A 22,122-nucleotide genomic window follows, 5' to 3' on the forward strand; every position below is an offset into this window, starting at 1 on the left:
TTTTAACCGGATGGATGCTGGACTAACCAGCATCCAGAATTCAGGTTCCACTGATGCCAATTAGAACTTTGAAGGGGGCCTTGTCTTCTCGTTTGAACAGGGACACAGCTCCAAGATCCGTTCACTGCAGTGAACTGGTCTATAAACCGAGTTCTCAGAAGCCCGGACGTATTCGTCTACTGAGCTTTAATATTCAAGTAGGTATCAATACCCAACAATATCGTCACTATCTCACTCGTAGCTGGCAACATCTGTTGCCTAATTCCAGGCGTTCAAGAACGCTCGATCAGATTGCCGCAGCCCTTCCAGATTTTGATTTGGTCGCATTACAGGAAGCCGATGGAGGCAGCCTTAGAACCGGTTTTATCAATCAGACCGAATATCTGGCTCAGAAATGCCAATTTCCCTACTGGTACCAACAGTTGAATCGAAATCTCGGCAAGCTGGCACAGCACAGCAATGGGCTATTAAGCCGCTTTAAACCTACCATTCTTGAAGATCATAAGCTGCCAGGGCTGATTCCCGGAAGAGGAGCCATCGTAGCTCAGTTTGGTGACCCACAGGATCCTTTAGTGGTCGTTATGATGCATCTGGCTCTCAGTCAGAGGGCCAGAAATATTCAGCTTTCTTATATCAGGGATCTGGTCAGTGCTTACAACCATGTGGTTCTGATGGGCGATATGAATACTCACGCCGATCAACTGTTAAACAACTCACCTCTGAGCGAGACCAACTTGCATGCGGTTCACACTGAACTGAATACTTTTCCCAGTTGGCGCCCCAGTCGTTCATTGGATCATATTTTGGTCAGTCGTACATTGAAGGTGCATCAGGTTGGTGTACTGAACCTGCCCATTTCAGATCATCTGCCAGTAGCTGTGGAAGTAGAAGTGCCTGAGAGCGTGCATCTGGAATAACTTTTAGTAACAGTGCATTCCTGTCTATAAAAAAGGTCTGGCACCGAGGGGGAAGGAGGAGGGGTGATACCAGACCTTATGAAAATACCAACCAGAAATCTGTTTGAGAGAAAGTCTTCACTTCCAACAAACGGGTAAGTCATTAACAGGGACTGATCATACAGATTGTTAAGATGAATAGTATTAGTAATTAACAGGTTAAATATAAGTACTCAAACTAACCTCTTGCCTCTGTTCTGTCATTCAGACGCTCTGTGCTTTTCCCCACTCTTCACTCTTCTGGTACTCTGGAGTGATTGATTCCGGTATCTGAATGAAAATCCAGCTGCCCACTGACACTGACAACATTATGACTGCCAAGAAAATAGGTATATTAGGTTCTGCTTTTAACCCGCCAACACTGGGGCATCTGGATGTACTGGAGCAGGCTCAGGAAGAGTTTGACCTGATACTGCTGGTGCCCAGTGCAGCTCATGCTTTTTCCAAACAGATGTTACCGTTTTATCATAGAGTGGCGATGTGCCAGCAACTGGTGAAGTCGGTACAACTCCCCCATTGCCAGCTTGAAGTCTCAGAAATCGAAAAAAAAATGCTGTCGCATAATCCTGAACAGCCAGTGTATACCTTTGATCTTCTGGAATTATTAGAGCAGCAATATCCCGGATATGCGCTGGGTTTTATCAGAGGGCCTGATAATGCAGATCCTGAGACATGGAGACGTTTCTACCGGTCCCAAGATATTGAAAATCGGTGGCAGATATTTACGGCTACTGAACGACAGAATATTCGAAGCTCTCAGGCAAGAGAGCTGTTAGTTTCAGGAAATTCTGACGATAACAACAATGAAGGTGTGGCGGCACTGCTGTTACCTTCGGTTTATGAATACATTCTTCAGCATCAATTATATCAATAAGGTGTGTTATGAAATTATCCGGCTTGGGAGCCGAAGACGTTCGGATTGAAAGTGAAGAGCGAGCCTGGTCTGGATTCCTCAAACTATGCCGATATAAAGTCAGACATGCCCTTTTTCAGGGGGGGTGGAGTAAGACGTTAGATCGGGAAGTGGTTCTTCGAGTCCCGTCTGTAGGGGTGCTGCTTTTTGACCCTGCTCTGAATAAAGTCGTGTTGGTGGAACAGTTTCGTGTTGGCCCCTTGGTGAGTGACGACGACCCCTGGTTATTGGAAATTGTTGCAGGCATTTCTGAGCCCGGTGAGTCCCTGGAGTCAGTTGCTATCAGAGAAGTGAAAGAGGAAGCCGATTGTGAAGTGAAGCATCTTTTGCCGGTCTCGAATTTCTATGTCAGTCCGGGGGCAACCAATGAACGCCTGATGCTCTACTGCGGCATTGTTGATGCTTCTTCGGCTGGTGGGGTTTACGGGTTAGCAGAAGAAGGTGAAGATATCAGAGTGCATGTGTTGGCAGCAGAAGAAGCCTGGCAGATGGTTGAAGATGGTCGTATTTCCAATGCCCCGGCTATCATTGCCCTGCAATGGTTAAAGCTGAACCATGGAGAACTTAAAGATTATGCTCAATAAAACCGGGTCTGGACTCTTAACGCTTGTTCTGACTCTGTTGCTGGTTCTGACTGGGTGCCAGTACACAGGTTTCAATGACGCTGGAGGTCTGGGTGGCACCGCAGCTTCTTCAGGACTTTACAGGGAAGGACTTCCTGGAACTGCCAACTGGGCTGTTTTACCTTTCGTCAATTATAGTGAAGCTACCAGTGTGACTACTCAGGTAGAAAGAATTCTGATGGTTCAGTTGCCTTCACGCGGCATTGAAAACGTCCGTTTGTATCCTGAGTCAGAAGTGACTACTGCTTCAAAATCACTTGAAGGTGCTCATCGCTATAAGAACGGTAAGCAGTGGGCCATGCAGAATGACATCAGCTTTGCGGTTGCCGGGGAAATTTTTGAGTGGTATTACGATGACAGTGGCAGACCTCAGGTCTCCATGGGTATGGCGGTCATTGATATTCGTAATGGTGAAGTGATCTGGAGCGTTAACGGTTCAAGTGAAGGTCTTCAGGGCGATGATCTGTTTGATATCAGTCGGGGTCTCATGTCTGATCTGCTACAGTCTTTACCTATAAACCGGCGGATATAGGAGCAGCAGGATGCTATACGCACTCAAGGATGAGAAAGGCAACATTCAGGCAGTTTCAGACAAACAGCTCTCTGAGGAATGGGTGTTTGTTAATCTGGAAGATGAAGCGGTACACGCTTTCCTGCATCGCAATCCGGCCATTGGTGGTAAAGTCATGCAGGCAGCGGATGCGGACTTTATTCGAGTGCTGGAAGATGTGATTGACCTGCTCATTGATAAGCAGATCATTCAGTTTACAGAGCTTCCGGATCCGGTTCAGAACAAATTGTTGAACCGTCGCCGTTACCGTGAAGAGTTGCGTGGACAAGACGATACCACGCATCTTATTGATGGTGGTGATGAGATTTTTTAGTCCTGTTACCGATCAGTAGACATCTGGCCACGAGGTGTTTTATGTGCATTCGCAGTCGGCCAGTTTTCTGCCCATTGTTCCTGGTGCTCAATGGACTGATTAGGAATAATCAGGCTTTTATCTTCTACTCTCATAGGGAATAGCTTCCCGTTAAGATGATCCAGCTCATGCTGCATCACACGGGCTGTAAAGCCTGTCAGACTCCTTTCCTGCCGCTCTCCAAACTCATTATACCCAGCAACAGTAATACTGTTTGGACGTTCTATCCAGGCTCTCATGCCTGGTACGGAAAGACAGGCCTCCCAGGTCCAGCAGGTCGTTTTGCTGAAGTGGGTAATTTGTGGGTTGATCCAGAATTCAAAAGGAATATCGGGAGCCTGTGGATATCTGGACCGGTTGATTTCAGAGATGCCGACACTGAGAACTCGGGCAGACCAGCCTATTTGAGGGGCAGCAAGGCCTACACCCTGAGTGCTTACCTGCTTTTGCTTGAGGACCTCAAGGTTGTGTTGAAAGTCATCTGAAGCTATTTCTCCAACAACGACCTGAGGTTGTTCCTGAAACAACAAAGGGTGTCCCATCAACAATACGTCAGGGTTTTTATTCAATCTCATAGCAAATAGATCCCCGGATAAAAATGGCCTTCATGGGTTATAGCCTATAACAGTTGTTGCAAGATAGTCTGAAGAGCTGTGTGCCCCAGCCTGACAGTGTTTATAATGCAAAGATTCAGGAAGTAAGGCACTATTTGCCATAGCTTAAGAGAGTGCCATAGCGTAAGAAAACTATGATAAGAACCTATCGTCTTTTGATTTCATGCCCGGATGCCAGTGGCATTGTAGCCTCTGTCAGTCACTTTATTGCCAGTCATGGTGGCTGGATTCTGGAAGCAAACCATCATTCGGATCCCATTAGTGGCCGCTTTTACATGCGTAATGAGATAAAAGCGGACAGTTTGCCTTTTGAGCTGGATACTTTCAGGGAACACTTTCAAGCGCTGGCGGAAGACTTGTCACTGGATTGGACAATGACTGATTCGGGGGCTCCTCATAAAGTGGCCCTGCTGGCCAGCAAACAAGCGCACTGTCTTTCAGATCTTCTGTATCGCTGGAGAAGTGGTGATCTGAATATGGATATCCCCTGTGTTATCTCTAACCATGATGATTTGAGAAGCTATGTCGAATGGCATGATATTCCTTATTACCATGTTCCTGTGGATAAGAATGATAAGGAAGCCGCTTATCAGCAAATGACAGATCTGCTGGAGGAGCACTGTGTTGATACTGTTGTTCTGGCTCGTTATATGCAGATTATTCCCCCTGCTTTGTGTCAAACGTTTCAAAACCGGCTGATTAATATCCACCACAGCTTTCTACCCTCTTTTGTGGGAGCCAGACCTTATCACCAGGCTTACACCCGGGGAGTAAAGCTGGTGGGGGCGACCTGTCACTATGTAACGGAAGAGCTGGATGCAGGGCCGATCATTGAGCAGGATGTGATCAGGGTGGGTCATAATCATTTGCCTGATGAGATGGTGAGGCTTGGAAAGGATGTTGAAAAAACGGTTCTTGCCCGCGGCCTGCGCTACCATCTTGAAGATCGGGTGATTGTTGACGAAGGTAAGACCATTATCCTTGAATAATGACTCAACCTGTGGATAACCTGTTAAAAGGTGTGGAAAAAGCTGTCATTGAGGTGTGAATAAAACGCAAGGAGGCGTTATGAAACTGGAAAAGTGTCCCTGTTGTCTGGGTCAAGCCGATTTGGCAAGCATGATGGTGGGAGACATGGAAATGTGGCAAGTGACTTGCTCCAGCTGTGGTTTGTCCACAGAGCTGGATGATGATCGGGCATTTTCAGAAGAGCGCTGGAACAAGCGGCTGGAACATTCAAAGTTGAAAATGTGGGTCACCTTATTGGCCTCCTTTCTGCCTTTCCTGGCTGTAGCTGCATTTCTTGGCGGAAGTTTCATGGGACTTCGGCTATAGGGCTCGTCTATTCTCGGCCATGCTCAGCAACACTGATAATGCGAAACCAATAAATCGCCAGTATCGACTGAGCATTTCCACCCTTTCAAGCTGATAGGTATTGAACAGTCGTTACTTCTTCAGGCAGCTGATGATGGTATCTGTCAAATTATTCATGAACTGGATATAGCCATCAGGGCTGACAGTAATATCAGTAGCCAGAGGATCAAGTACAGCGACGCTGGCATCAGTGCCACCGATGATTCGGTCAATGTAGGCAGGCTGGAATTGAGGCTCACGGAAAACACAGCTATTACCTGCTTTCTTCAGTTTGTCTTGTAATCGGGTCAGATGCTTTGCACCAGGCTGTTGTTCCGGGTTGATGGTGAAATAGTCCACAACATTCAGTTTGTAATGCTTTTGCAGGTATCCATAAGCATCATGAAAAACAAACATCGGCTGAGAATGGTAGTTGGTTAGCTTGGTGATATTACGTTTGTCTGCTGCCTGAACTGCTTTCTTGAACGCTTTGTAATTTTCTTGGTATTGCTTTTTATGGTCTGGATCCAGCTTGCTCAGTTTTTCTGACATGGTCTTTGCCATAGCAATGGCATTTTCAGGACTTAGCCAGATGTGAGCATCATACTCGCCGTGATGATGGTCGCTATCACCAGCATGATCATGAACTTCTTCCTTTCCTTCACTGCTCTTCAAAAGCTTCAGCCTACTTTCTTGCATTAAAGGTACAGAGGTGGCTTTTTTGGACCCTGACAGGGTTTTATCCAGGAATGTTTCCATATCAGGACCTACCCAGAAAATCATATCGGCTTCATAAAGCTTTCTGGCATCAGAGGGTTTCATGCTGTGACTGTGAGGAGAAGCCCCCGGTGGCAGCAGTACGTCTACTACAGTGACTCCTTCCGTGATAGATGTAGCAATCAGCTGCAAAGGTTTTATGGAGGCTAATACTTTAGGAGGTTCTTTGCTCCAGGCTGGCTGAGTTATAGAGAGTAACAGGCCAACCAGCCAGATTATTATCTTTGGTTTTTTCGAGAGGGTCATAGAGGGCAACTGCATCAATATGTGAAGGGAACGTTATATTATAACTATCCTGATAGTGAATGCCTGAGTTTTTGTAACAAATTGATTTGTTAGCCTGACTTGTTGCCAGAATGCATCAAGCAGAGGATAGAGCCGTTCAAAGATTGGGGGTTCAGCTGCTCAGGTTTTCTCTCAAATCAGAACGGGATGCAGTGGATTCGATCCAGCACAATGGGGTGCTCTCACAGAACAGGCACAAAGAGCGATTATTGACGATGTGGTATAACTGACTTCTTTTCTGGACTCCATTTCTCCCAAAACTTGTCAAAAAGCATTTATCGTTTGATAGATAGCTCAGACTCCCAGACATTTCTATCAGGGCTGAAAGATAAAATGGCCAGGCTGGAATCCCTGAGTCTAAAACTGGCAAGCCTTGACAGGACTGATCATGATCAACAGAAGGGAAATTAACCAGGAGAGCAGTAACTCCTGGCGCATTAGTCAAAGCCTGAGTCTGTATTTCTGCGATAGCATAGCCAGAGTAATGCTGCCGGAAGGGTAGTGTTTAAGGTGAAGTGCAGAGCCATAAGCTATATTTTTTATGAGTGGTACTGGTTCGGAAACTGCCTTTTTATCCTGGGCTGGCCTGGCCTGTTTCATTAAGGTGCAGCCCCTTGATCCTGCTATGGAAAGCTGAAAAATGAAAATAGCGCAGAGTGCCTTGCAGCTGGCAAAAGTTCTACTTAGCCCTTCCTGGCTTAAGGGCAAAATCCGTCTATGGAAGCATCGCCTGATTAGAGTTGTATGGCTCAAGTTTGGTTATATCGCCAAGAGCAGCAGGCAGAGTCCGGTAGAAAAAACCTTCAGCTTTAACGATCCAGGCAAGACCAAGGAAGTCAAGCTGCTCCGCCCTCATTTCAACTGTGAGCTGCCTGGGCTCTCCTTCAGGATGTTTCTGCAAGAGTTGGATACAACGGATCCCGAACTTTGGTTAGACAGGGTTTTTGCTGACAACCGTTCCCGATTGCTGCGCTTTCGCCCGGACCAGAAACAAACAGAAGCATTTCTGATTCAGCTTGAGAACGTATTTAAAACATTGCCGGATCTTAATCAACGTAAACAAAAACTTAAGGCGCTTGAGATGATCAAGCAGTTTAACCGTGACTCGCCTGGACTTTGTGTGGATTCGGCAGAACCCTCGGTGCTGGCTTTTAACCTTGCCCTGCGGTTGTGTGACCCTGGCTTGTTAACTGCACAGGTTCGTTTACCGATCGCAAGTGATCCAGGCTTTTCTGGAACTAACTTATGTGGGCCAACAGCCACAATGTCCCTGTTTTGCCACCAAAAGCCTGAACTTTTCACACGTTTTACTCTGGATCTGGCGACCAGGGGCATGGCAAAGGCTGATGGTTTTTCTCTCAAAGTTCCCACAATTATGAGGGCTGTGCCAGAGTACCTGGGTGCACTTAACCCATTTGAACGGATTCTGCTGGGCAGCTTTATTTCCACTCAGGCAGGTTTTGGCAAATTCAAGGGGGTCTATCCCGTACAGCTGAAAAAATGGCTTCATAGACTGGGCTGGAAAGGAGCGAAGCAGGTGTTTTTTACAGGAGGGGAGCCCGGGCGCATTAAAAACCGTCATAAGTTAGCCAACAGCATTAAAGAATCCTGTGATAAAAGCCCGATTATTCTCTTTGGTGATAGTGGGGTTGTTATCCATAGCCTGCCTGGAAATGAGAATAGCAACCACTATACGACTGAACCCGAAAATCTGACGAAATCCGGAAGCCTCCATTTTACCGCTGTTCTTGCCTGCAAAATCCTTGATGAAGAAAGAGTGAGACTGACAGTCAACAACTATGGAAGGATTTATGATTTACACATCAGTAAGACAGACCTTGCCCGGTTCACTGAGCAAATCATCAGTCTTGACGGCAAAGAGAATAATCAAAAAATAATGCCACGAAATCCACAAGGGTAAACCGTCAGGCTGTTTTGTCTCTGTACCTATATACCCATCGCCTTTCAAGATGCTACGTTGTTGCCAGCGTTCGCTCACCCTGATCACCTACTACTTGTTGTAGGCTCACAGGGCTTCGCTCACTTGTCGCCTAGGAGGCTGACCGAGAATAGCGTCCGAGCATAAAATTCAGTAGAACGAGTCAGCTTTTTCACTGAATTTGTGCGAATAGTTGACCTATTTAAGCAAATTCAGTGGAAAAGATGGCCGTTCTTTCTGGATTTTAGGCCGGGCTGTCTATTCTCGGTCAGCCTCCTAGTAGCATCTTTAAATCCAATGGGTATAGAGATTTGACCATTGAGATGTTGGCAGAGTTGATCACCACTGGTCAGCTTCCTATAAGCTGACAACTGAGGATGGCCATTGTTTTCATATTAAACAACCCGTCTCGATCACCAGCTCTATGGACTTGGATCCGCCTGAATATACGGATAACAGGAAGTTAGGAGATATCAGGGTTGGATTGGGAAAAGCAACGGAAAGTAATCTTTATAATGGGTAGGAAAATTTCAGCCCCTTGATAAGGGGCTGGAAAATAGACTTTAGACATCACCCCAATAGCTATCGCCAAAGAAAGAGCTGAGTTTTTTGGTTTCTTCTCTGTCTTCCAGGGCTCTTCTGATCTTCAGTGCGCGCTTTGAACCTTTGTTAGGCAAATCGTCTCGATGAATTACTTCTGCTTGAAGAAAATCTTTTTTGAGTTGTTTGTCTTTGTTGGACATGCCAGCACCCCTTTATTTTTTATTGTTATTTATGATGCTTCCTGACAATTACGACCTTATGAAAAATGTCCGGTTGAGGCAAGAGATAATAACGTCAAAGCCTGTGGGATATATCTTACAAAAGCTGTTTTTAGCGAGGGTTTGCCCTAATTTTGTGCAAAAGCGTACGGCCTGGCTATTCTTCTCGATTTATTAGCAAAATCGTCGTAAACTCTCGCCCGGTAGGACGGGGAGCAGTCAAGTATTGACTCGACTATTACTGAGGCCATGTTTTATTTTCTTCAGCTGACGACTGAGTTCGGGTTCTTTAAGCATGGCCACACCGGTAGTCAGAACATCTATGACAACGAGATGAGCAATTCTGGAAGTCAGAGGAGTGAAGAGCTCTGTATTTTCCTCTGCAGCAACGGCCATTGGTAAGGTACATAATTTGGCTAAAGGAGTATTTTCAGGACAAATGCCAATGACTGTTGCACCATGCTTTCTTGCCAGCTTAACGCTTTGCAATAGTTCTTTTGAGCGTCCCGATTGTGAAATGGCAACCACCACATCGCTCTCGGTCATGGTCGATGCAGAAATCAACTGAATATGAGGGTCTGCACAGGCCGTTGTTGAGGGTTGAATGCGGATAAATTTGTGCCTGGCATCTTCAGCGACAGCACCAGACGCACCAAAGCCATAAAACTCGATTCGTTTGGCTGATGCCAAAATTTCTATCGCTTGCTGTAACTGCTCTGTATTCAGAAGGTCTCTGACGTTCAGTAGCTCCCTGACCGTACCATTAAATACCTTATGGGCAATATCACCAGTAGAGTCCTTGCGGTCGAGTTTGAGCTCGGCAAAGCGAGAACCGCTGCCCAGACTCTGTGCCAGCCTCAGCTTGAACTCTTGATAGCCATTACAACCGATTGCACGACAAAATCTCACAACAGTGGGTTCGCTGACCGAAGCCTGGCGGGCTAATTCGGCAATACTGAAGTTCACACAGCGGGATGGGTCTGTCAGTACCAGATCAGCTACTTTTTTTTCTGAGCGACGTAAAGCACCATACCCTTGTTTCAAAGCTTTTATAGGGTCATTGGAAAGCATCTTTTGAATATCTTATTTTCTTTTTTATCGTAAAAAGATCAGGCTACAGAGTCTGCTTTTTGAACAGCCAGTCTGGTAGACAGGGTCTGTGGGAGACTTTGAAATCTGAAATAACGTCCTGCTCCCGGGGCTTTTCGAAACCCTCTTTTTGTAGTTTTACTACATGGAGCGGCGACCTGTACAGGTTAAATTGAGATACCTTTGAGAAGTATCGGGGTGAGCTCGGTGCTCGAAAGGGCTGGGCAAATGAAATTGCCTTGCACTTCATCACAGTGATAAGAGCGTAAAAGCGCCAGTGTCTGTGCATCTTCTACGCCTTCTGCAACCATGCTCATACCCAGCTTGTGAGCCATAGTAATGGATGACTCGGTAATAGCCTGACATTTCTTATCGGTCGCCAGATTTAATATCAGACTGCGATCTATCTTCAGAGTATCCAGGGGTAGTTCGCTCAGAGAGTAGTGGGTGGCATAGCCTGAACCAAAGTCGTCCAGACTGATCTTTATGCCTAACTGTTTGAACGTATTCAGCTTTTCCACTGCACGATTCATCGAAGTAATGGGTTGAGACTCTGTCAGTTCGAACTCCAGGTGTGTAGTTTTTATACCGGTCTGTTTCAGAGTGGCGGTTACTGCGTCGTGCAAGTCTTCATTCATTAGCTGAGAAACAGAAAGGTTTACTGATACCTGTAAATCTATTCCCTGCTTCTGCCATTGCTGCAGCTGTTGGCAGGCTGCAGTGAGAACCAGATGACCCAGCTCATGTATCAGGCCAAGTTCTTCAGCTAGAGAGATGATCTGTTCTGGCTCGATATAGCCCTGTTCCTGATGATGCCAGCGAACCAGAGCTTCTACTTTGATAATTTTCTGATGTTTGAACTGGTACCTTGGTTGGTAATGAACCTCAAGGCTATGATTTCGTATGGCGACTGCCAAATCCTTTTTGAGGTGGGTTGAATCTATTTTGCTTATACCGTCCGTGTTTTCAGATCTGAGTAAGGAAGCGCTGAAAATAAGACCCAAAGCCAAAAACCAGCCAATAAACCAGAGAGGATCCAACATTTCCTGGTTGAGTAGGAAGAAGCCTGAAAATGGTATTATCAGCCCCAGACTGTAAGCAATAGCATTGATCGCTTTGCCAGAAAAAGCATGGCTGGCAAAGGCAGAAAGGGACACAAGAATAAGTGGAATGATAAAGAGTTGTTGAGTGGTCAGTAGAGACAGTGTCCAAACAGGTGCCAGACCGGTAAAGAGGCCGAGTCCCAATGCCTTGAGAATCATGTTGTCAGCCGTTCTGATCCACTTGAAACTCAGCCAGGAAGGAGGGGTTGTCAGCAAGCTGAACAGTGCAAAGCAGGTTGCCCACTCCAGTAAGTGCAAAGGAATAAGGCTGGCCGGGAAAGCATAAAACATCCCTATCAGACAAATCAGGGAAGCTGCTACTACCTGTTTGTAGCCTTTTACAGAGCTTCTGGAGGCAGAAGATACCCATGGCTCGGTATCCGTCGTTTTCAGTGTATAGGCAGGCACTTCCCGGGCCGGAAAGCGAATATGTTTCTTCTGCTCTTGACTGTGAATACCCATCAGCACTTCTTTACTGGGTTCAAACGATGCCTATTCTGGGTGTTGTTGTGAAGACTATCAAGTGACTGAGTCACAGTTTAAATACTCCTTACCAACAGGATTCGTTACACTGTCTGACACTGAAAAACAGTCATGAGCGAAGCAAAATATTGTTCATGGCAAAGATTGCACAATGTGTCAGCTCCTGATTGAGCAGCCGGGCGGCATAGTTATCATTTAGCTGGAAAGAATTCTGTCTATGGACGTAACCCCTATCATTGACTCCCTGAACGATGCCCAGCGCCAGGCGGTCACCAGTCCTCCTGGTTCACTGTTGGTTCTGGCGGGCGCTGGCAGTGGTAAAACCCGGGTACTGGTACACCGTATCGCCTGGTTAATTCAGGTGGATGGCATGTCACCCTATTCCATTTTGGCAGTGACGTTTACCAACAAAGCAGCTGCAGAGATGCGAAGCCGTATAGAAGAACTACTGGGAATTCCGCCCCGAGGCATGTGGGTGGGGACTTTCCACGGTTTGGCCCATCGCTTGTTAAGAGCGCATTATCAAGATGCCGGATTGCCTGAGAATTTTCAGATTCTCGACAGTGATGATCAGCTTCGGGTTATCAAACGGCTGATGAGAGCAATGAGTCTGGATGAGCAGAAGTGGCCACCCCGACAGGCTCAGTGGTATATCAATGGTAAGAAAGACGAAGGACTTAGACCTGATTACATAGATCCTGGCTATGATCCCTTTGAGAGAACGATGCTGGATGTTTACCGGGCTTATCACGACTACTGTAATCAGGTAGGCGTTGTTGATTTCGGTGAGTTGCTGTTACGTTCACACGAACTCTGGCTGAAAAGGCCGGACATCCTCAAGCATTATCAGGAGCGCTTTCGTTACATTCTGGTCGATGAATTTCAGGATACTAACGCCATCCAGTATGCCTGGTTGCGGATTCTGACCGGCGATCAGGACAAGATGATGATTGTTGGCGATGACGACCAATCCATCTATGGATGGCGTGGAGCCCGCATCGAAAACATACGACAGTTTTCAAAAGATTTTCCAAAAGCTGAAACCATCCGTCTCGAGCAAAACTACCGCTCAACCAGCAATATTCTGCGGGCTGCGAATGCTGTTATTGCCAACAATCCGGACAGATTAGGTAAAGAGCTCTGGACCGATGGTAATGAAGGCGAACCTATTCAGCTGTATGCCGGCTTTAATGAGATGGACGAGGCGCGGTTTATTTCAGATAGAATTCGTGAAGCCTCAGAACAGGGTATGGCTCGCAGTGATATGGCTGTGCTTTATCGTTCCAATGCCCAATCCCGCATCCTTGAAGAAGCCATGCTCAGAGCTTCTATTCCCTACCGGATTTATGGGGGGCAGCGTTTCTTCGAACGAGCAGAAATCAAAAATGCCCTGGCCTACTTCAGGCTGGTCAGCTCACCTAATGACGACACCTCTCTGGAAAGGGTTATCAATATTCCTACCCGGGGAATTGGTGAAAAAACCGTTGAAAAACTCCGGGAAACTGCCAGAACACAAGGTGTCAGTTTATGGGCAGCCATCAAGAGCGTGGTTGCTGCCAGTGCAATCGGCGGGAAAGCAGGTCGTTCTCTGGGGGAATTTGTTGAGTTGATAGAAAGCCTGAGTGCTTTGGGTGATGACCTGGATCTGGGCGAGCTGGCTGATCATGTCATATCCGTCTCTGGTCTTATAGATCATCATCAGAAAGAGAAAGGGGAGAAAGGCCGGGCCCGAGTGGAAAACTTGGAAGAGCTGGTCACAGCCTGCAGTGAGTTCGACATTGAAGACATGGATCTGGATGAAGAGACTGAGGCAGTGTCTCCCCTGGATGCGTTTCTGGCGCATGCCGCTCTGGAAGCAGGAGAAAGTCAGGCCGATCAGTTCACTGACAGTGTGCAGATGATGACCCTGCACTCCGCCAAAGGCTTGGAATTTCCTTTAGTTTTTCTTGTGGGGCTGGAAGAAGGGTTATTCCCTCACAAGATGTCATTGGAAGAGGGTAACCTGGAGGAAGAAAGACGTCTCTGTTATGTCGGTATTACCCGGGCCATGGAAAAGCTCTACCTCACTTATGCTGAAAATCGCCGACTCTACGGCAATGACACCATGAACCGCCCTTCCCGTTTTATTCGGGAAATTCCGGGAGAGCTTCTGCAGGAAGTGCGTCTGGGTGGGTCTATTACCCGTCCGGTTTCTGTTCGACAGGCTCCGGCATCGTCTGATCATGGTCTTACATTGGGTCAGCGTGTCCATCATGATGTTTTTGGTGAAGGCATTGTGTTGAACTACGAGGGAGAAGGTGGTCAGGCCAGAGTTCAGGTCAACTTTGACACAGAAGGCACCAAATGGCTCATGATGGCCTATGCCAACCTGAGTCCGTTATAAGCAGATCGCCTTGCTGGGTTTATGAAGCAGAGCATTTCCTCAGAATTCTGAAAAAATGCTTGGAACTTTAGTAAAGCCACCCTGTCTAATCCTTTGCACTGAGTGTTTATTCAGTTTCTAAAGGATTAGTACAGGGAGGTGAAAGTTATGTATGGAGTCTCATCGTCTACCGGATCTCCATCCTATTCCGGATCAGCCCCACCACCGCCTCCGAGACGATCATCTCTTGGGGCAGCCCAACCTCCTGTTCCGCCACCGGTTCCACCCAGGAATAGAGGTCGAAAAAAAGCCGAACCCCAAGCTGCCAGTTTTAGTTTTGGTAATCTTCTGTCCATGGGCATTGGTGGCTTTGGGGCAGCCTGCAGCAGTTACCTTCTTTTCTCATTAGCTTGCGTTCCTATGGGCGCTTTAGTTCTGGCTTTTAGCTTGCCTCCTTTGTTTCTTGGTTTTACCTGTTCTGCATTCTTCAGGGGACTGTTTGGGCCGGTATAAAGCTCGATACTACTTATCTAAAAAGCTACTTTTTAAATACAAAAGTGTTCAGAAATTAAAACAGTCGAGTCATTCGATGATTAATTTGCCGCTTTAAAGTAGAAGAAAATAATTTCTTTACTGCATTGCTTTGGCTTTCAAACGTTATACGGTGGCTATTTTTTAGCAAACCAAATCTCCCAATAATTACTGCAGCCATCTTTTGAAAGAATGAAGGTTTGAGTAATAGCAGGTTGTACCGGCTTCAATAACTCCCTACTATCGTTCTACGACAGGGTTGCGTCAGGTATCGACTGATCTTGTTTTGAAAGCTTCACTCACATAATAAAAACAACAACAAAGAACAGGTAGGGTTCATGAAACGCCGTAACTTTCTTGCATCCATCGGATTGGCTGCAACAGCATCTCTTCTTGCTGGCTGTGGTGAGCCAGAATCTTCTGCTACATCAACTTCTGCAGTGCCAGCCGAGCCTGCTAAATCAACTTACGAATGGAAAATGGTAACCTCCTGGCCTAAGAACTTTCCTGGTCTGGGCATGGGACCTGAGCGTTTTTCAAAGCTGGTCGACGAAATGAGCGACGGCCGTCTGACAGTTAAAGTCTATGGTGGTGGTGAACTGGTTCCTCCGTTGGAGGTGTTTGACGCAGTTTCTAATGGCACAGCCGACATGGGTCACAGTGGTGCTTATTACTGGAAAGGAAAAGAACCTGCGGCTCAGTTTTTTGCCACGGTTCCTTTTGGGCTGAATGCTCAGGAGATTAGCAGCTGGATTCACTATGGTGGTGGTCAGGAACTCTGGGATGATTTGTACAAACCTTTTAACCTCAAACCCTTTGCAGGGGGCAATAGCGGGGTTCAAATGGCGGGCTGGTTCAATAAAGAAATCAACTCTCTGGAAGATCTGAAAGGCTTGAAGATGCGTATTCCCGGGATGGGAGGCGAAGTGTTCAAGCGTTTGGGGGGAGTGCCTGTTAATTTACCGGGAGGGGAAATCTTTACTGCACTTCAGACCGGCACTATTGATGCTACTGAGTGGGTAGGCCCCTACAACGATCTGGCGTTTGGACTCTATAAAGCGGCTAAATACTACTATTATCCTGGCTGGCATGAGCCTGGCACCATGCTTGAGTTCACTGTGAACCTGGAGAAGTGGAATGCTTTGCCTGCTGACTTGCAAGCCATTGTCACCACGGCGGCCCGTGCAGTGAATCAGGATATGATTGATGAATACACGGCTCGTAATAATGCAGCGCTTAAGCAGCTGGTGGAAGAACATGGTGTGCAGCTGAAGAAGCTCCCGGATGATGTGCTCAAACAACTGAAAACTATTTCTGAAGAAGTTGTGGCTGAAACCCGTGGTGACAGCGAGCAGGCAAAACGTATCTATGAGTCTTACGATGCTTTTCGCAAGCAGTCGGTGGAATATCACAACATTTCAGAAGTGGCTTATTATCAGGCTAGAGAACTTTGAGTCCACAGCCTGGCCGAGCGAGTTCCCGGTCAGGCCTCTGATTTTTCAGGTATCCAGACAGGTTATTTCTGAAAAGTTCATGGCTTTGAGGGCTGGAAGTAATGATGTCATGGACTGGTCAGAGCCAGTATAAAGAAAGCGGTGCTCAACAGGCCCCTCATGATGAGCATGATGCACCTCCAGCAGTGCGGCCACTCTGCGGGCAATCGCTTCACCTGAATCAATCCAGGTAACAGGTGCTGGTACAACGGAATTCAGAAGCTCCTGTACCAATGGAAAATGCGTGCAACCCAGAACAATGCAGTCTGGCCAACGGTTGCCATTGAACAGAGGTTTTATAATCTTTTTCAGATCAGCAGGGTTTATTTTTTCACCGCGCAGATGCTGCTCAGCAAGATGGACAAGCTCACTACTGCCTACCCGTATCACATCACAATCACCTGCAAATTCATGAATCAGCTGGTGGGTATAATCCCTTTCAATAGTACCAGGTGTTGCCAGAAGGCCTATGCAGCGCTTTTGTGAACTCTGACTGGCGGTTTTGATAGCCGGCACGACTCCGACAATAGGAATATCCAGCAATTGGCGAGCTTTGGGCAGTGATATAGTGCTGGCAGTATTGCAGGCAATAATGGCAAGGGCTGGCTGAAATCTTTCCACCAGTCTTGTCAGGCAATGCAGGGTTCGGTCTACGACGTCATTCTCTGGTTTGGGGCCATAAGGAAAGCCTTCACTGTCAGAGCAGTAAATCACAGAAAGAAACGGTAGTTTCTCTCTGATTTCCTGGTAAATGCTGAGACCTCCAACTCCGGAGTCGAATATGACGATAGGCTTTTGCTGCATGAGATGAATAATAGTGCCAGTAGACAGAACATAGACAGCATAGACTAGGAGGCTGAACGAGAATAGACAGCCCGGCCTAAAATCCAGAAAGAACGGCCATCTTTTCCACTGAATTTGCTTAAATAGGTCAACTATTCGCACAAATTCAGTGAAAAAGCTGACTCGTTCTACTGAATTTTATGCTCGGACGCTATTCTTGGTCAGCCTCCTAGAGCGTTTGCAGCTCTTTGCAAATAGCTGTCTGCAGAGGAGAAAAGAAAACAATCGTTCAGCTTACTCATTTAACTTACTCATTTAAGAGGTATCGGTCGAAGAAAATGAGGTAAGCGCAATTTCTGGGTGGACAGAAATTCATATTGAGGTATGGTTGCTTTCCATACATCATTGCTGCGGTAAAAGCGATGCAAATCACTTCAGACTTTAATCAAAAAATCGCCGAATTCCCCGCCTCTGCTGCCCTTGTTCTCGAGAATATTCCTGCACAATTGGGTAAGCTCGACGCTGCTCAGGTTGAAGAATTAAAAGCGGCCATGAGCCTCTCTTTGGAAGAGCTCATGATTCAGTTATTACCGGTGGCTGCTTCCTTGAGTGTTGCCGAAATCTCGGACTTTCGGGTCGGTGTGGTAGCAGAAGGATTATCAGGGTCTCTCTATCTGGGAGCCAACCTGGAATTTACCGGGCAACCTTTGAAAACGACAGTACATGCAGAGCAGTTTGCCGTAGTTAATGCCTGGCATCGTGGTGAACAAGGTCTGAAACGCCTGGTAGTGAATGAAGCTCCATGCGGCCACTGTCGACAGTTTCTGAATGAGTTGTGCAGAGTCGATCAGCTACAAGTCATTGTTTACAACAATTCAAAGGGAGAGGCTCGGCACTATACGATAGGTGAATTACTGCCTGATCGTTTTGGACCTGCTGATTTGGGGATGGAAGACGGTGCTTTGATGTGTGATCTTAGCTACCCGTTGGAACTGCCCGCTGAGCTGGAAGGTGACGAGCTGGCAGAAGTCGCTCTGTTTGCTGCTTCCAAAAGCTATGCTCCTGTCTGCCAAAGCCGTGCCGGAATTGCTCTCAGATTAAAAAGTGGACGTATCGTGACGGGTCGCTACGGCGCCAATGCTGCTTTTAATCCTGGCGTTACAGCAATGGAGTCCGCTGCCGTAAACTGGCGTCTGGCCTTGCTTCACAACACAGAAGACGCTATCGAAGAAGCCGTTATGGTAGAGCAACCCAGCAAGTCTTCCCAAAAAGAGCTGGCCGCTTCTTTCCTTAATAAATACGGCATCTCACTGCGTTATATCCAGCTCTGATACAGAGCGGGAGGTCTATAGACTGATGAGTTTTCCCTGTGTGAGATCAATGGACGAACAGGGCCTTTCCGCATTCTTGGTGATGACCGGTTTTTAGCTGTAAACCGGTTATATAGCTCAGCAAGGAAGCCAAGCCATTGAAGATCAATCCATCTTCTACCTCTACTTCCCTGGATTATGGAGAGAATCCAAACAAAAGCTCCGGTGATCAGGATAAAGGTGCTCAACAGGGAGACGATGAGTATCAGCCTATTGTCCCTCATGAAGAGGGAGGGCCGGAGTCAGCCCGTAATCTGCGATCCAGAAAAACCTCAAAAAAGCGCAAGAAGAAGCAGAGTAAAGCTCGAAAGCTTGCCGAGCGTTGGGCCCGGCAAAAAGAAGAGAACGAGAATGAGGAAGATTCAGAGATCTAGATGTCATCAATGTTAATGAATGTGTCCCGCTCTCTGGAAGACATCCCTTTCGGGAGCTGACCCTTGCTTCCCGGATCTGGATTGACGACGATTTCTTCGCCATCGTCTGGTATCCAGGAGTTTGTATCAAAAGTGTTGACGGTTGTCTCTGTTACAGTTGGTTCCTGATTAGGAACAACAGTGGCTTCTGGTGGTGCTGGTGGATTGGGTGGTGATTGTCTTGTCCCTTCAGCTTCTCCGCCCACAACGTCCAGCAATTGCCTGCCATTTCTCCGGCCTTGAACCGCATCACGCGTCAGAAGAGCGTTCCCTGTTCTTTCCTGGTCAGATCTTGCCTGGGCATCCAGCTCTTCGGCTTCATCATCCGTTGGTACCTGGTAATAACGAGTGTCGTCATCTTCAAACTCGTTTTTGTCTGCAGGAGGCGTTATGGAATAATCCGTTTCTCTTTCCGGTGGATCATTGTCGCCACTGCCTGAGCCAGTCCCAATTCCACCATTGCCGATATTACTGAACTGAAAGCCTGTTTTAGCAAGAGGAACAGATGTATAGGCGATCTTTTTTCCTTTACCACCCTTGCCCCCTTTTCTTTTTTTACCGTCCATAGGCTCATCAGAGGAATAAGGGTCACTGATAATGGCTGCTTTTCCATGTCCTGAATAGACAAGCCAAGCGTATTGACTCAGAGGTATACAGTGGCTGCTGCCCCAGCAGAGGCTTGTGTCAGGCAAAGTTGGAAGCAGAACTATGTCAGGAAGTATGAGGTATTTATTCACCTCCAAGGGTTCGAGCATTCCGCCTGGGAACGCTTCTGTCTCTACTATACCGATAGGGTTTTCATTCAGATGTTTGATCAGATTCACCACCAGTTGGAGGACTTCCGGCATTAATGAGATGGCAGGGATCAGGAATGATTGATAGGGTTCTGAAAACGCTAAATGGCTGAATTCAGAAAGAATGAACTGCTTCCCCTGGAAAGAAAATTTTAGTGAATCGTCTTGAGAGTCAAACACCAGTCTGACTTTGTTGAGTGTAAGTACATCAAGATGATTCAGATAGATCTTCTCTAATGTAGATGTTGTTTCGGAAACGCTTTCAGTGGTTTTAAATGAAGTGACGAAAGTACCGTTTGAGACTTCAATAACCTCAACCCTGGAAGCGCCAAGGGTAGAAACATTCAATTGAAAAGGAGTTTTTGTCTCATTACGAGGGAGAGGCTCAGGTAGATTTAACCCCGCACCAAGCCATTGTCTTATAGAAATTTCGAATACTTGTTCAGGTAGATTGTTTAAGCCCATTGTTTTGGGGTGACTATAAGAAGACGCTGAATACAGGGATGTGTCCTGGAATTGTCCTGCTTCGCTGTAAATTGACACAAGGAGAGGGACTATCGGAAAAAACCGATACTGCATTTGAATACTCGCTCAAGAAATTTTATTAGTGATGACACTGTATTTAGCACTGGTTGATCGATATGCAAGAAGACTATTCGTCATTCCCTTGATCTGGAGAGTTGAGCATTCCTTAGCCCTGTGGTCATATAGGCCGGTTATTCGCAGAGAGTGGGCTGATGGGAAGTCAGGCTATGGTGAAATCAGAAAACTACGATGTATTAGTGGTCGGCGCAGGCATGATAGGTGCCGCAATTGCTTGTGCTATGGGTCTCAAAGGTATTCGTGTTGCGGTTTTTGATCGAGCTTTGCCGTCAGCTTTCGAACCTGATCAGCTACCGGATTTGAGGGTATCGGCCCTGAGTTATGCGTCGGAGCAGATTTTGAAGAACCTGGGGGCCTGGCCATACATGGAAGCCATGAGAATGTGCCCTTATCGGCGCATGGCAGTCTGGGAGAAACTGCACTTTCCACCTGGAAGAGAGCTGGATAAACGTCCTAATCAAACAGTGTTCAACGCGGCTGATATCCAACATAGTCAGTTAGGATTCATCGTAGAAAATCGGGTTACCCAGCTTGGGCTTTTGAAAAGGCTTGAAGAGATTGAGTCGGTATCCGTGTTTGCACCTGCAACCATTGCCAGTATGAACTTCAAGGGTGATACGCCTGAAGTAGTGCTGGACGATGGAAGAAAATTTTCGGCCGACCTGCTCATTGGTGCTGATGGCGCCCAGTCCAGGGTAAGAAGTCAGGCCAACATACGTTTGAATACCCGTGAGTACGAGCAGCAGTGTCTGGTTGCTACAGTTGAGATTGAGGGGGGCTTGCAGGACATTACCTGGCAGGCTTTTACTGCAACAGGGCCAGAAGCTTTTTTGCCGCTGCCTGATATCAACGGCAAAAGTTATGCATCCATCGTCTGGTATAACCTGCCAGAGAATGTTCAGAAACTGATGAAGCTCTCGGACAGTGAGTTTCTGGAAGAATTATCCACGACGTTCCCGAAAGAGTTACCGCCATTGGTGAAGCTGCATGAAAGAGGCTTTTTCCCTCTGGCCCGTCGTCATGCCATGAACTATTTCACCAATGGTGTCGTATTGGCGGGTGATTCAGCACACACCATTAACCCTTTGGCTGGTCAGGGAGTCAACCTGGGCTTTCAGGATGTTGCCTGGTTGTCAGAAATATTGATTAACGCTTTTCAAGCTGGAGAAGCACCAGGTAGCCAGGACGTGTTAATGCGATATGAAAAAGCCCGTCGCCGAGACAATCAGTTGATGATGAGTGCCATGGATGCTTTTTACCATGTTTTCAGTAATGACAGTGCTCCGCTCAAAGTACTAAGGAATATGGCTTTAGGGATAGCGGGTAAATCGACGCCTGCTGTTAAAGAAGTCATGAAGTTCGCTATGGGGATTTCAGGCCAACAAGCCGAGCTGGCGAAGCGTCACTGATCGTTTCAACAGGCCACAGAGCTTCTGTCTCTGTGGCTCCTCTCCTCTTTAATCAGTCTGCTGCTTTTTTATGACAGACTCCGATATGACTGAATGATGTCTGCCATGGAAAATAGGCGGAGACTTCGGCGTTAGTTCGAAGCAACACAAGTACTCGAAACCCATTTATTTGTCGCGTTCAGCGGCTGAGTGAGGGCTCAGGACAAGGCGCAACCGTGAAGGAATATCAATATCTTTCAATCGGTTGGAACGCGCTAATGAGCCCTCTCTCAGTCGCCCGGGGGGTGCCCCATAAAGCGGCCATCAGGGCACCTGCTCCTTGCGTTGCTCTAGCTCCTGCATCCATGCAGTCGTGACAGCGTTAGTCTTGATTGACATAGGAAAGCTATGCCTGCACAAGACTGCCTTGCATCTGACCGCTTTATGGAGCACTGAACCACCAGAAGGGTTTGTGTAAGAAACCCTTCACCAGAAATCATACTCCCCAGAAGCAACTCGCAGAACGTTGGTGCCGCAATTGATGATAGCGCGCCTGTGAGAAATGT

Annotated in this window: 21 protein-coding genes; 13 read left to right on the top strand and 8 right to left on the bottom strand. The window is 47.0% G+C overall.

From position 1 onward, the window contains the following. Positions 1-53: 53 nt before the first annotated feature. From GZ78_RS20905 to GZ78_RS20925, 5 genes are all read left to right on the top strand, one after another. Positions 54-917: an endonuclease/exonuclease/phosphatase family protein gene (locus GZ78_RS20905; protein ID WP_034840381.1), complete on the top strand. Its 864-nt coding sequence runs from the start codon at positions 54-56 to the stop codon at positions 915-917. Positions 918-1,230: 313 nt separating this feature from the next. Further along, positions 1,231-1,830 carry an adenylyltransferase/cytidyltransferase family protein gene (locus GZ78_RS20910; RefSeq protein WP_051786396.1) on the top strand — a complete coding sequence of 200 codons (600 nt, stop codon included), beginning with the start codon at positions 1,231-1,233 and terminating at the stop codon, positions 1,828-1,830. Positions 1,831-1,838: 8 nt separating this feature from the next. Beyond that, positions 1,839-2,453, top strand: coding sequence for an NUDIX domain-containing protein (locus tag GZ78_RS20915; protein WP_034840384.1), 615 nt, complete (start codon positions 1,839-1,841; stop codon positions 2,451-2,453). Beyond that, complete coding sequence (locus GZ78_RS20920; protein ID WP_034840387.1) at positions 2,443-3,024, top strand: hypothetical protein; 582 nt, start codon at positions 2,443-2,445, stop codon at positions 3,022-3,024. Before GZ78_RS20915 ends, GZ78_RS20920 begins: the two co-directional genes overlap by 11 nt. A gap of 10 nt (positions 3,025-3,034) precedes the next feature. After that, positions 3,035-3,376 carry a hypothetical protein gene (locus GZ78_RS20925; RefSeq protein ID WP_051786397.1) on the top strand — a complete coding sequence of 114 codons (342 nt, stop codon included), beginning with the start codon at positions 3,035-3,037 and terminating at the stop codon, positions 3,374-3,376. A 5-nt stretch (positions 3,377-3,381) separates the two neighbouring features. Here the strand turns inward: GZ78_RS20925 and GZ78_RS20930 are convergent, their stop codons facing one another. Beyond that, positions 3,382-3,990: a peptide deformylase gene (locus tag GZ78_RS20930; RefSeq protein ID WP_051786398.1), complete on the bottom strand. Its 609-nt coding sequence runs from the start codon at positions 3,988-3,990 to the stop codon at positions 3,382-3,384. 173 nt (positions 3,991-4,163) lie between these two features. On the opposite strand from GZ78_RS20930, the gene purU reads away from it, so the two are divergent. After that, positions 4,164-5,018 carry a formyltetrahydrofolate deformylase gene (gene purU / locus GZ78_RS20935; protein ID WP_236631631.1) on the top strand — a complete coding sequence of 285 codons (855 nt, stop codon included), beginning with the start codon at positions 4,164-4,166 and terminating at the stop codon, positions 5,016-5,018. A 79-nt stretch (positions 5,019-5,097) separates the two neighbouring features. Then, the gene (locus GZ78_RS20940) at positions 5,098-5,364 is read left to right on the top strand and encodes a hypothetical protein (protein ID WP_034840390.1); all 267 of its coding nucleotides are present in this window, start codon (positions 5,098-5,100) and stop codon (positions 5,362-5,364) included. Between the two features lie 111 nt (positions 5,365-5,475). Here the strand turns inward: GZ78_RS20940 and znuA are convergent, their stop codons facing one another. After that, a complete protein-coding gene (gene znuA / locus GZ78_RS20945; protein ID WP_034840617.1) occupies positions 5,476-6,405 on the bottom strand; it encodes a zinc ABC transporter substrate-binding protein ZnuA in 930 nt (309 codons plus the stop codon). 679 nt (positions 6,406-7,084) lie between these two features. On the opposite strand from znuA, the gene GZ78_RS20950 reads away from it, so the two are divergent. Beyond that, entirely contained in the window at positions 7,085-8,365 is a 1,281-nt protein-coding gene (locus GZ78_RS20950; RefSeq protein ID WP_034840393.1) for a hypothetical protein, read from the top strand. Positions 8,366-8,946: 581 nt separating this feature from the next. Here the strand turns inward: GZ78_RS20950 and GZ78_RS20955 are convergent. The 3 genes from GZ78_RS20955 to GZ78_RS27765 form a co-directional block, all read right to left on the bottom strand. Further along, entirely contained in the window at positions 8,947-9,126 is a 180-nt protein-coding gene (locus GZ78_RS20955) for a hypothetical protein (RefSeq protein ID WP_034840396.1), read from the bottom strand. Between the two features lie 237 nt (positions 9,127-9,363). Next, positions 9,364-10,215: a MurR/RpiR family transcriptional regulator gene (locus tag GZ78_RS20965; RefSeq protein WP_051786400.1), complete on the bottom strand. Its 852-nt coding sequence runs from the start codon at positions 10,213-10,215 to the stop codon at positions 9,364-9,366. A gap of 185 nt (positions 10,216-10,400) precedes the next feature. Next, entirely contained in the window at positions 10,401-11,798 is a 1,398-nt protein-coding gene (locus GZ78_RS27765) for an EAL domain-containing protein (protein ID WP_051786401.1), read from the bottom strand. Between the two features lie 238 nt (positions 11,799-12,036). Between GZ78_RS27765 and uvrD the strand changes: the two genes are divergently transcribed. Next, entirely contained in the window at positions 12,037-14,202 is a 2,166-nt protein-coding gene (gene uvrD / locus GZ78_RS20975; protein ID WP_034840401.1) for a DNA helicase II, read from the top strand. 182 nt (positions 14,203-14,384) lie between these two features. Here uvrD and GZ78_RS29615 read toward each other — a convergent pair whose 3' ends face one another. Next, the gene (locus GZ78_RS29615) at positions 14,385-14,537 is read right to left on the bottom strand and encodes a hypothetical protein (protein WP_161787448.1); all 153 of its coding nucleotides are present in this window, start codon (positions 14,535-14,537) and stop codon (positions 14,385-14,387) included. Positions 14,538-15,050: 513 nt separating this feature from the next. Between GZ78_RS29615 and GZ78_RS20980 the strand changes: the two genes are divergently transcribed. Continuing rightward, entirely contained in the window at positions 15,051-16,166 is a 1,116-nt protein-coding gene (locus GZ78_RS20980) for a TRAP transporter substrate-binding protein (RefSeq protein WP_034840404.1), read from the top strand. A 45-nt stretch (positions 16,167-16,211) separates the two neighbouring features. Here the strand turns inward: GZ78_RS20980 and murI are convergent, their stop codons facing one another. Next, positions 16,212-17,009, bottom strand: coding sequence for a glutamate racemase (murI, locus tag GZ78_RS20985; protein WP_034840406.1), 798 nt, complete (start codon positions 17,007-17,009; stop codon positions 16,212-16,214). 401 nt (positions 17,010-17,410) lie between these two features. Here murI and cdd point away from each other — a divergent pair, with 401 nt between their 5' ends. Both cdd and GZ78_RS20995 read left to right on the top strand, forming a co-directional pair. Next, entirely contained in the window at positions 17,411-18,319 is a 909-nt protein-coding gene (gene cdd, locus GZ78_RS20990; protein ID WP_051786190.1) for a cytidine deaminase, read from the top strand. Between the two features lie 137 nt (positions 18,320-18,456). After that, positions 18,457-18,732 (top strand): hypothetical protein, encoded by a 276-nt coding sequence (locus GZ78_RS20995; RefSeq protein WP_034837254.1) that lies wholly within the window; start codon positions 18,457-18,459, stop codon positions 18,730-18,732. Here GZ78_RS20995 and GZ78_RS21000 read toward each other — a convergent pair. Beyond that, complete coding sequence (locus tag GZ78_RS21000) at positions 18,729-20,108, bottom strand: hypothetical protein (RefSeq protein ID WP_236631568.1); 1,380 nt, start codon at positions 20,106-20,108, stop codon at positions 18,729-18,731. The genes GZ78_RS20995 and GZ78_RS21000 overlap by 4 nt on opposite strands. 209 nt (positions 20,109-20,317) lie before the next feature. Between GZ78_RS21000 and GZ78_RS21005 the strand changes: the two genes are divergently transcribed. Continuing rightward, positions 20,318-21,577 (top strand): FAD-dependent monooxygenase, encoded by a 1,260-nt coding sequence (locus GZ78_RS21005; protein ID WP_081869905.1) that lies wholly within the window; start codon positions 20,318-20,320, stop codon positions 21,575-21,577. Positions 21,578-22,122: the final 545 nt, after the last annotated feature.

This window comes from Endozoicomonas numazuensis (assembly GCF_000722635.1).
Lineage (GTDB): Bacteria > Pseudomonadota > Gammaproteobacteria > Pseudomonadales > Endozoicomonadaceae > Endozoicomonas_A > Endozoicomonas_A numazuensis.

Bases quoted from the DNA above. Each gene is read 5' to 3' on its own strand.
- GZ78_RS20905 (WP_034840381.1), top strand. From the start codon at position 54: ATGCCAATTAGAACTTTGAAGGGGGCCTTGTCTTCTCGTTTGAACAGG.
- GZ78_RS20910 (WP_051786396.1), top strand. From the start codon at position 1,231: ATGAAAATCCAGCTGCCCACTGACACTGACAACATTATGACTGCCAAG.
- GZ78_RS20915 (WP_034840384.1), top strand. From the start codon at position 1,839: ATGAAATTATCCGGCTTGGGAGCCGAAGACGTTCGGATTGAAAGTGAA.
- GZ78_RS20920 (WP_034840387.1), top strand. From the start codon at position 2,443: ATGCTCAATAAAACCGGGTCTGGACTCTTAACGCTTGTTCTGACTCTG.
- GZ78_RS20925 (WP_051786397.1), top strand. From the start codon at position 3,035: ATGCTATACGCACTCAAGGATGAGAAAGGCAACATTCAGGCAGTTTCA.
- GZ78_RS20930 (WP_051786398.1), bottom strand. From the start codon at position 3,990: ATGAGATTGAATAAAAACCCTGACGTATTGTTGATGGGACACCCTTTG.
- purU (WP_236631631.1), top strand. From the start codon at position 4,164: ATGATAAGAACCTATCGTCTTTTGATTTCATGCCCGGATGCCAGTGGC.
- GZ78_RS20940 (WP_034840390.1), top strand. From the start codon at position 5,098: ATGAAACTGGAAAAGTGTCCCTGTTGTCTGGGTCAAGCCGATTTGGCA.
- znuA (WP_034840617.1), bottom strand. From the start codon at position 6,405: ATGACCCTCTCGAAAAAACCAAAGATAATAATCTGGCTGGTTGGCCTG.
- GZ78_RS20950 (WP_034840393.1), top strand. From the start codon at position 7,085: ATGAAAATAGCGCAGAGTGCCTTGCAGCTGGCAAAAGTTCTACTTAGC.
- GZ78_RS20955 (WP_034840396.1), bottom strand. From the start codon at position 9,126: ATGTCCAACAAAGACAAACAACTCAAAAAAGATTTTCTTCAAGCAGAA.
- GZ78_RS20965 (WP_051786400.1), bottom strand. From the start codon at position 10,215: ATGCTTTCCAATGACCCTATAAAAGCTTTGAAACAAGGGTATGGTGCT.
- GZ78_RS27765 (WP_051786401.1), bottom strand. From the start codon at position 11,798: ATGGGTATTCACAGTCAAGAGCAGAAGAAACATATTCGCTTTCCGGCC.
- uvrD (WP_034840401.1), top strand. From the start codon at position 12,037: ATGGACGTAACCCCTATCATTGACTCCCTGAACGATGCCCAGCGCCAG.
- GZ78_RS29615 (WP_161787448.1), bottom strand. From the start codon at position 14,537: ATGGACAGAAGATTACCAAAACTAAAACTGGCAGCTTGGGGTTCGGCT.
- GZ78_RS20980 (WP_034840404.1), top strand. From the start codon at position 15,051: ATGAAACGCCGTAACTTTCTTGCATCCATCGGATTGGCTGCAACAGCA.
- murI (WP_034840406.1), bottom strand. From the start codon at position 17,009: ATGCAGCAAAAGCCTATCGTCATATTCGACTCCGGAGTTGGAGGTCTC.
- cdd (WP_051786190.1), top strand. From the start codon at position 17,411: ATGCAAATCACTTCAGACTTTAATCAAAAAATCGCCGAATTCCCCGCC.
- GZ78_RS21005 (WP_081869905.1), top strand. From the start codon at position 20,318: ATGGTGAAATCAGAAAACTACGATGTATTAGTGGTCGGCGCAGGCATG.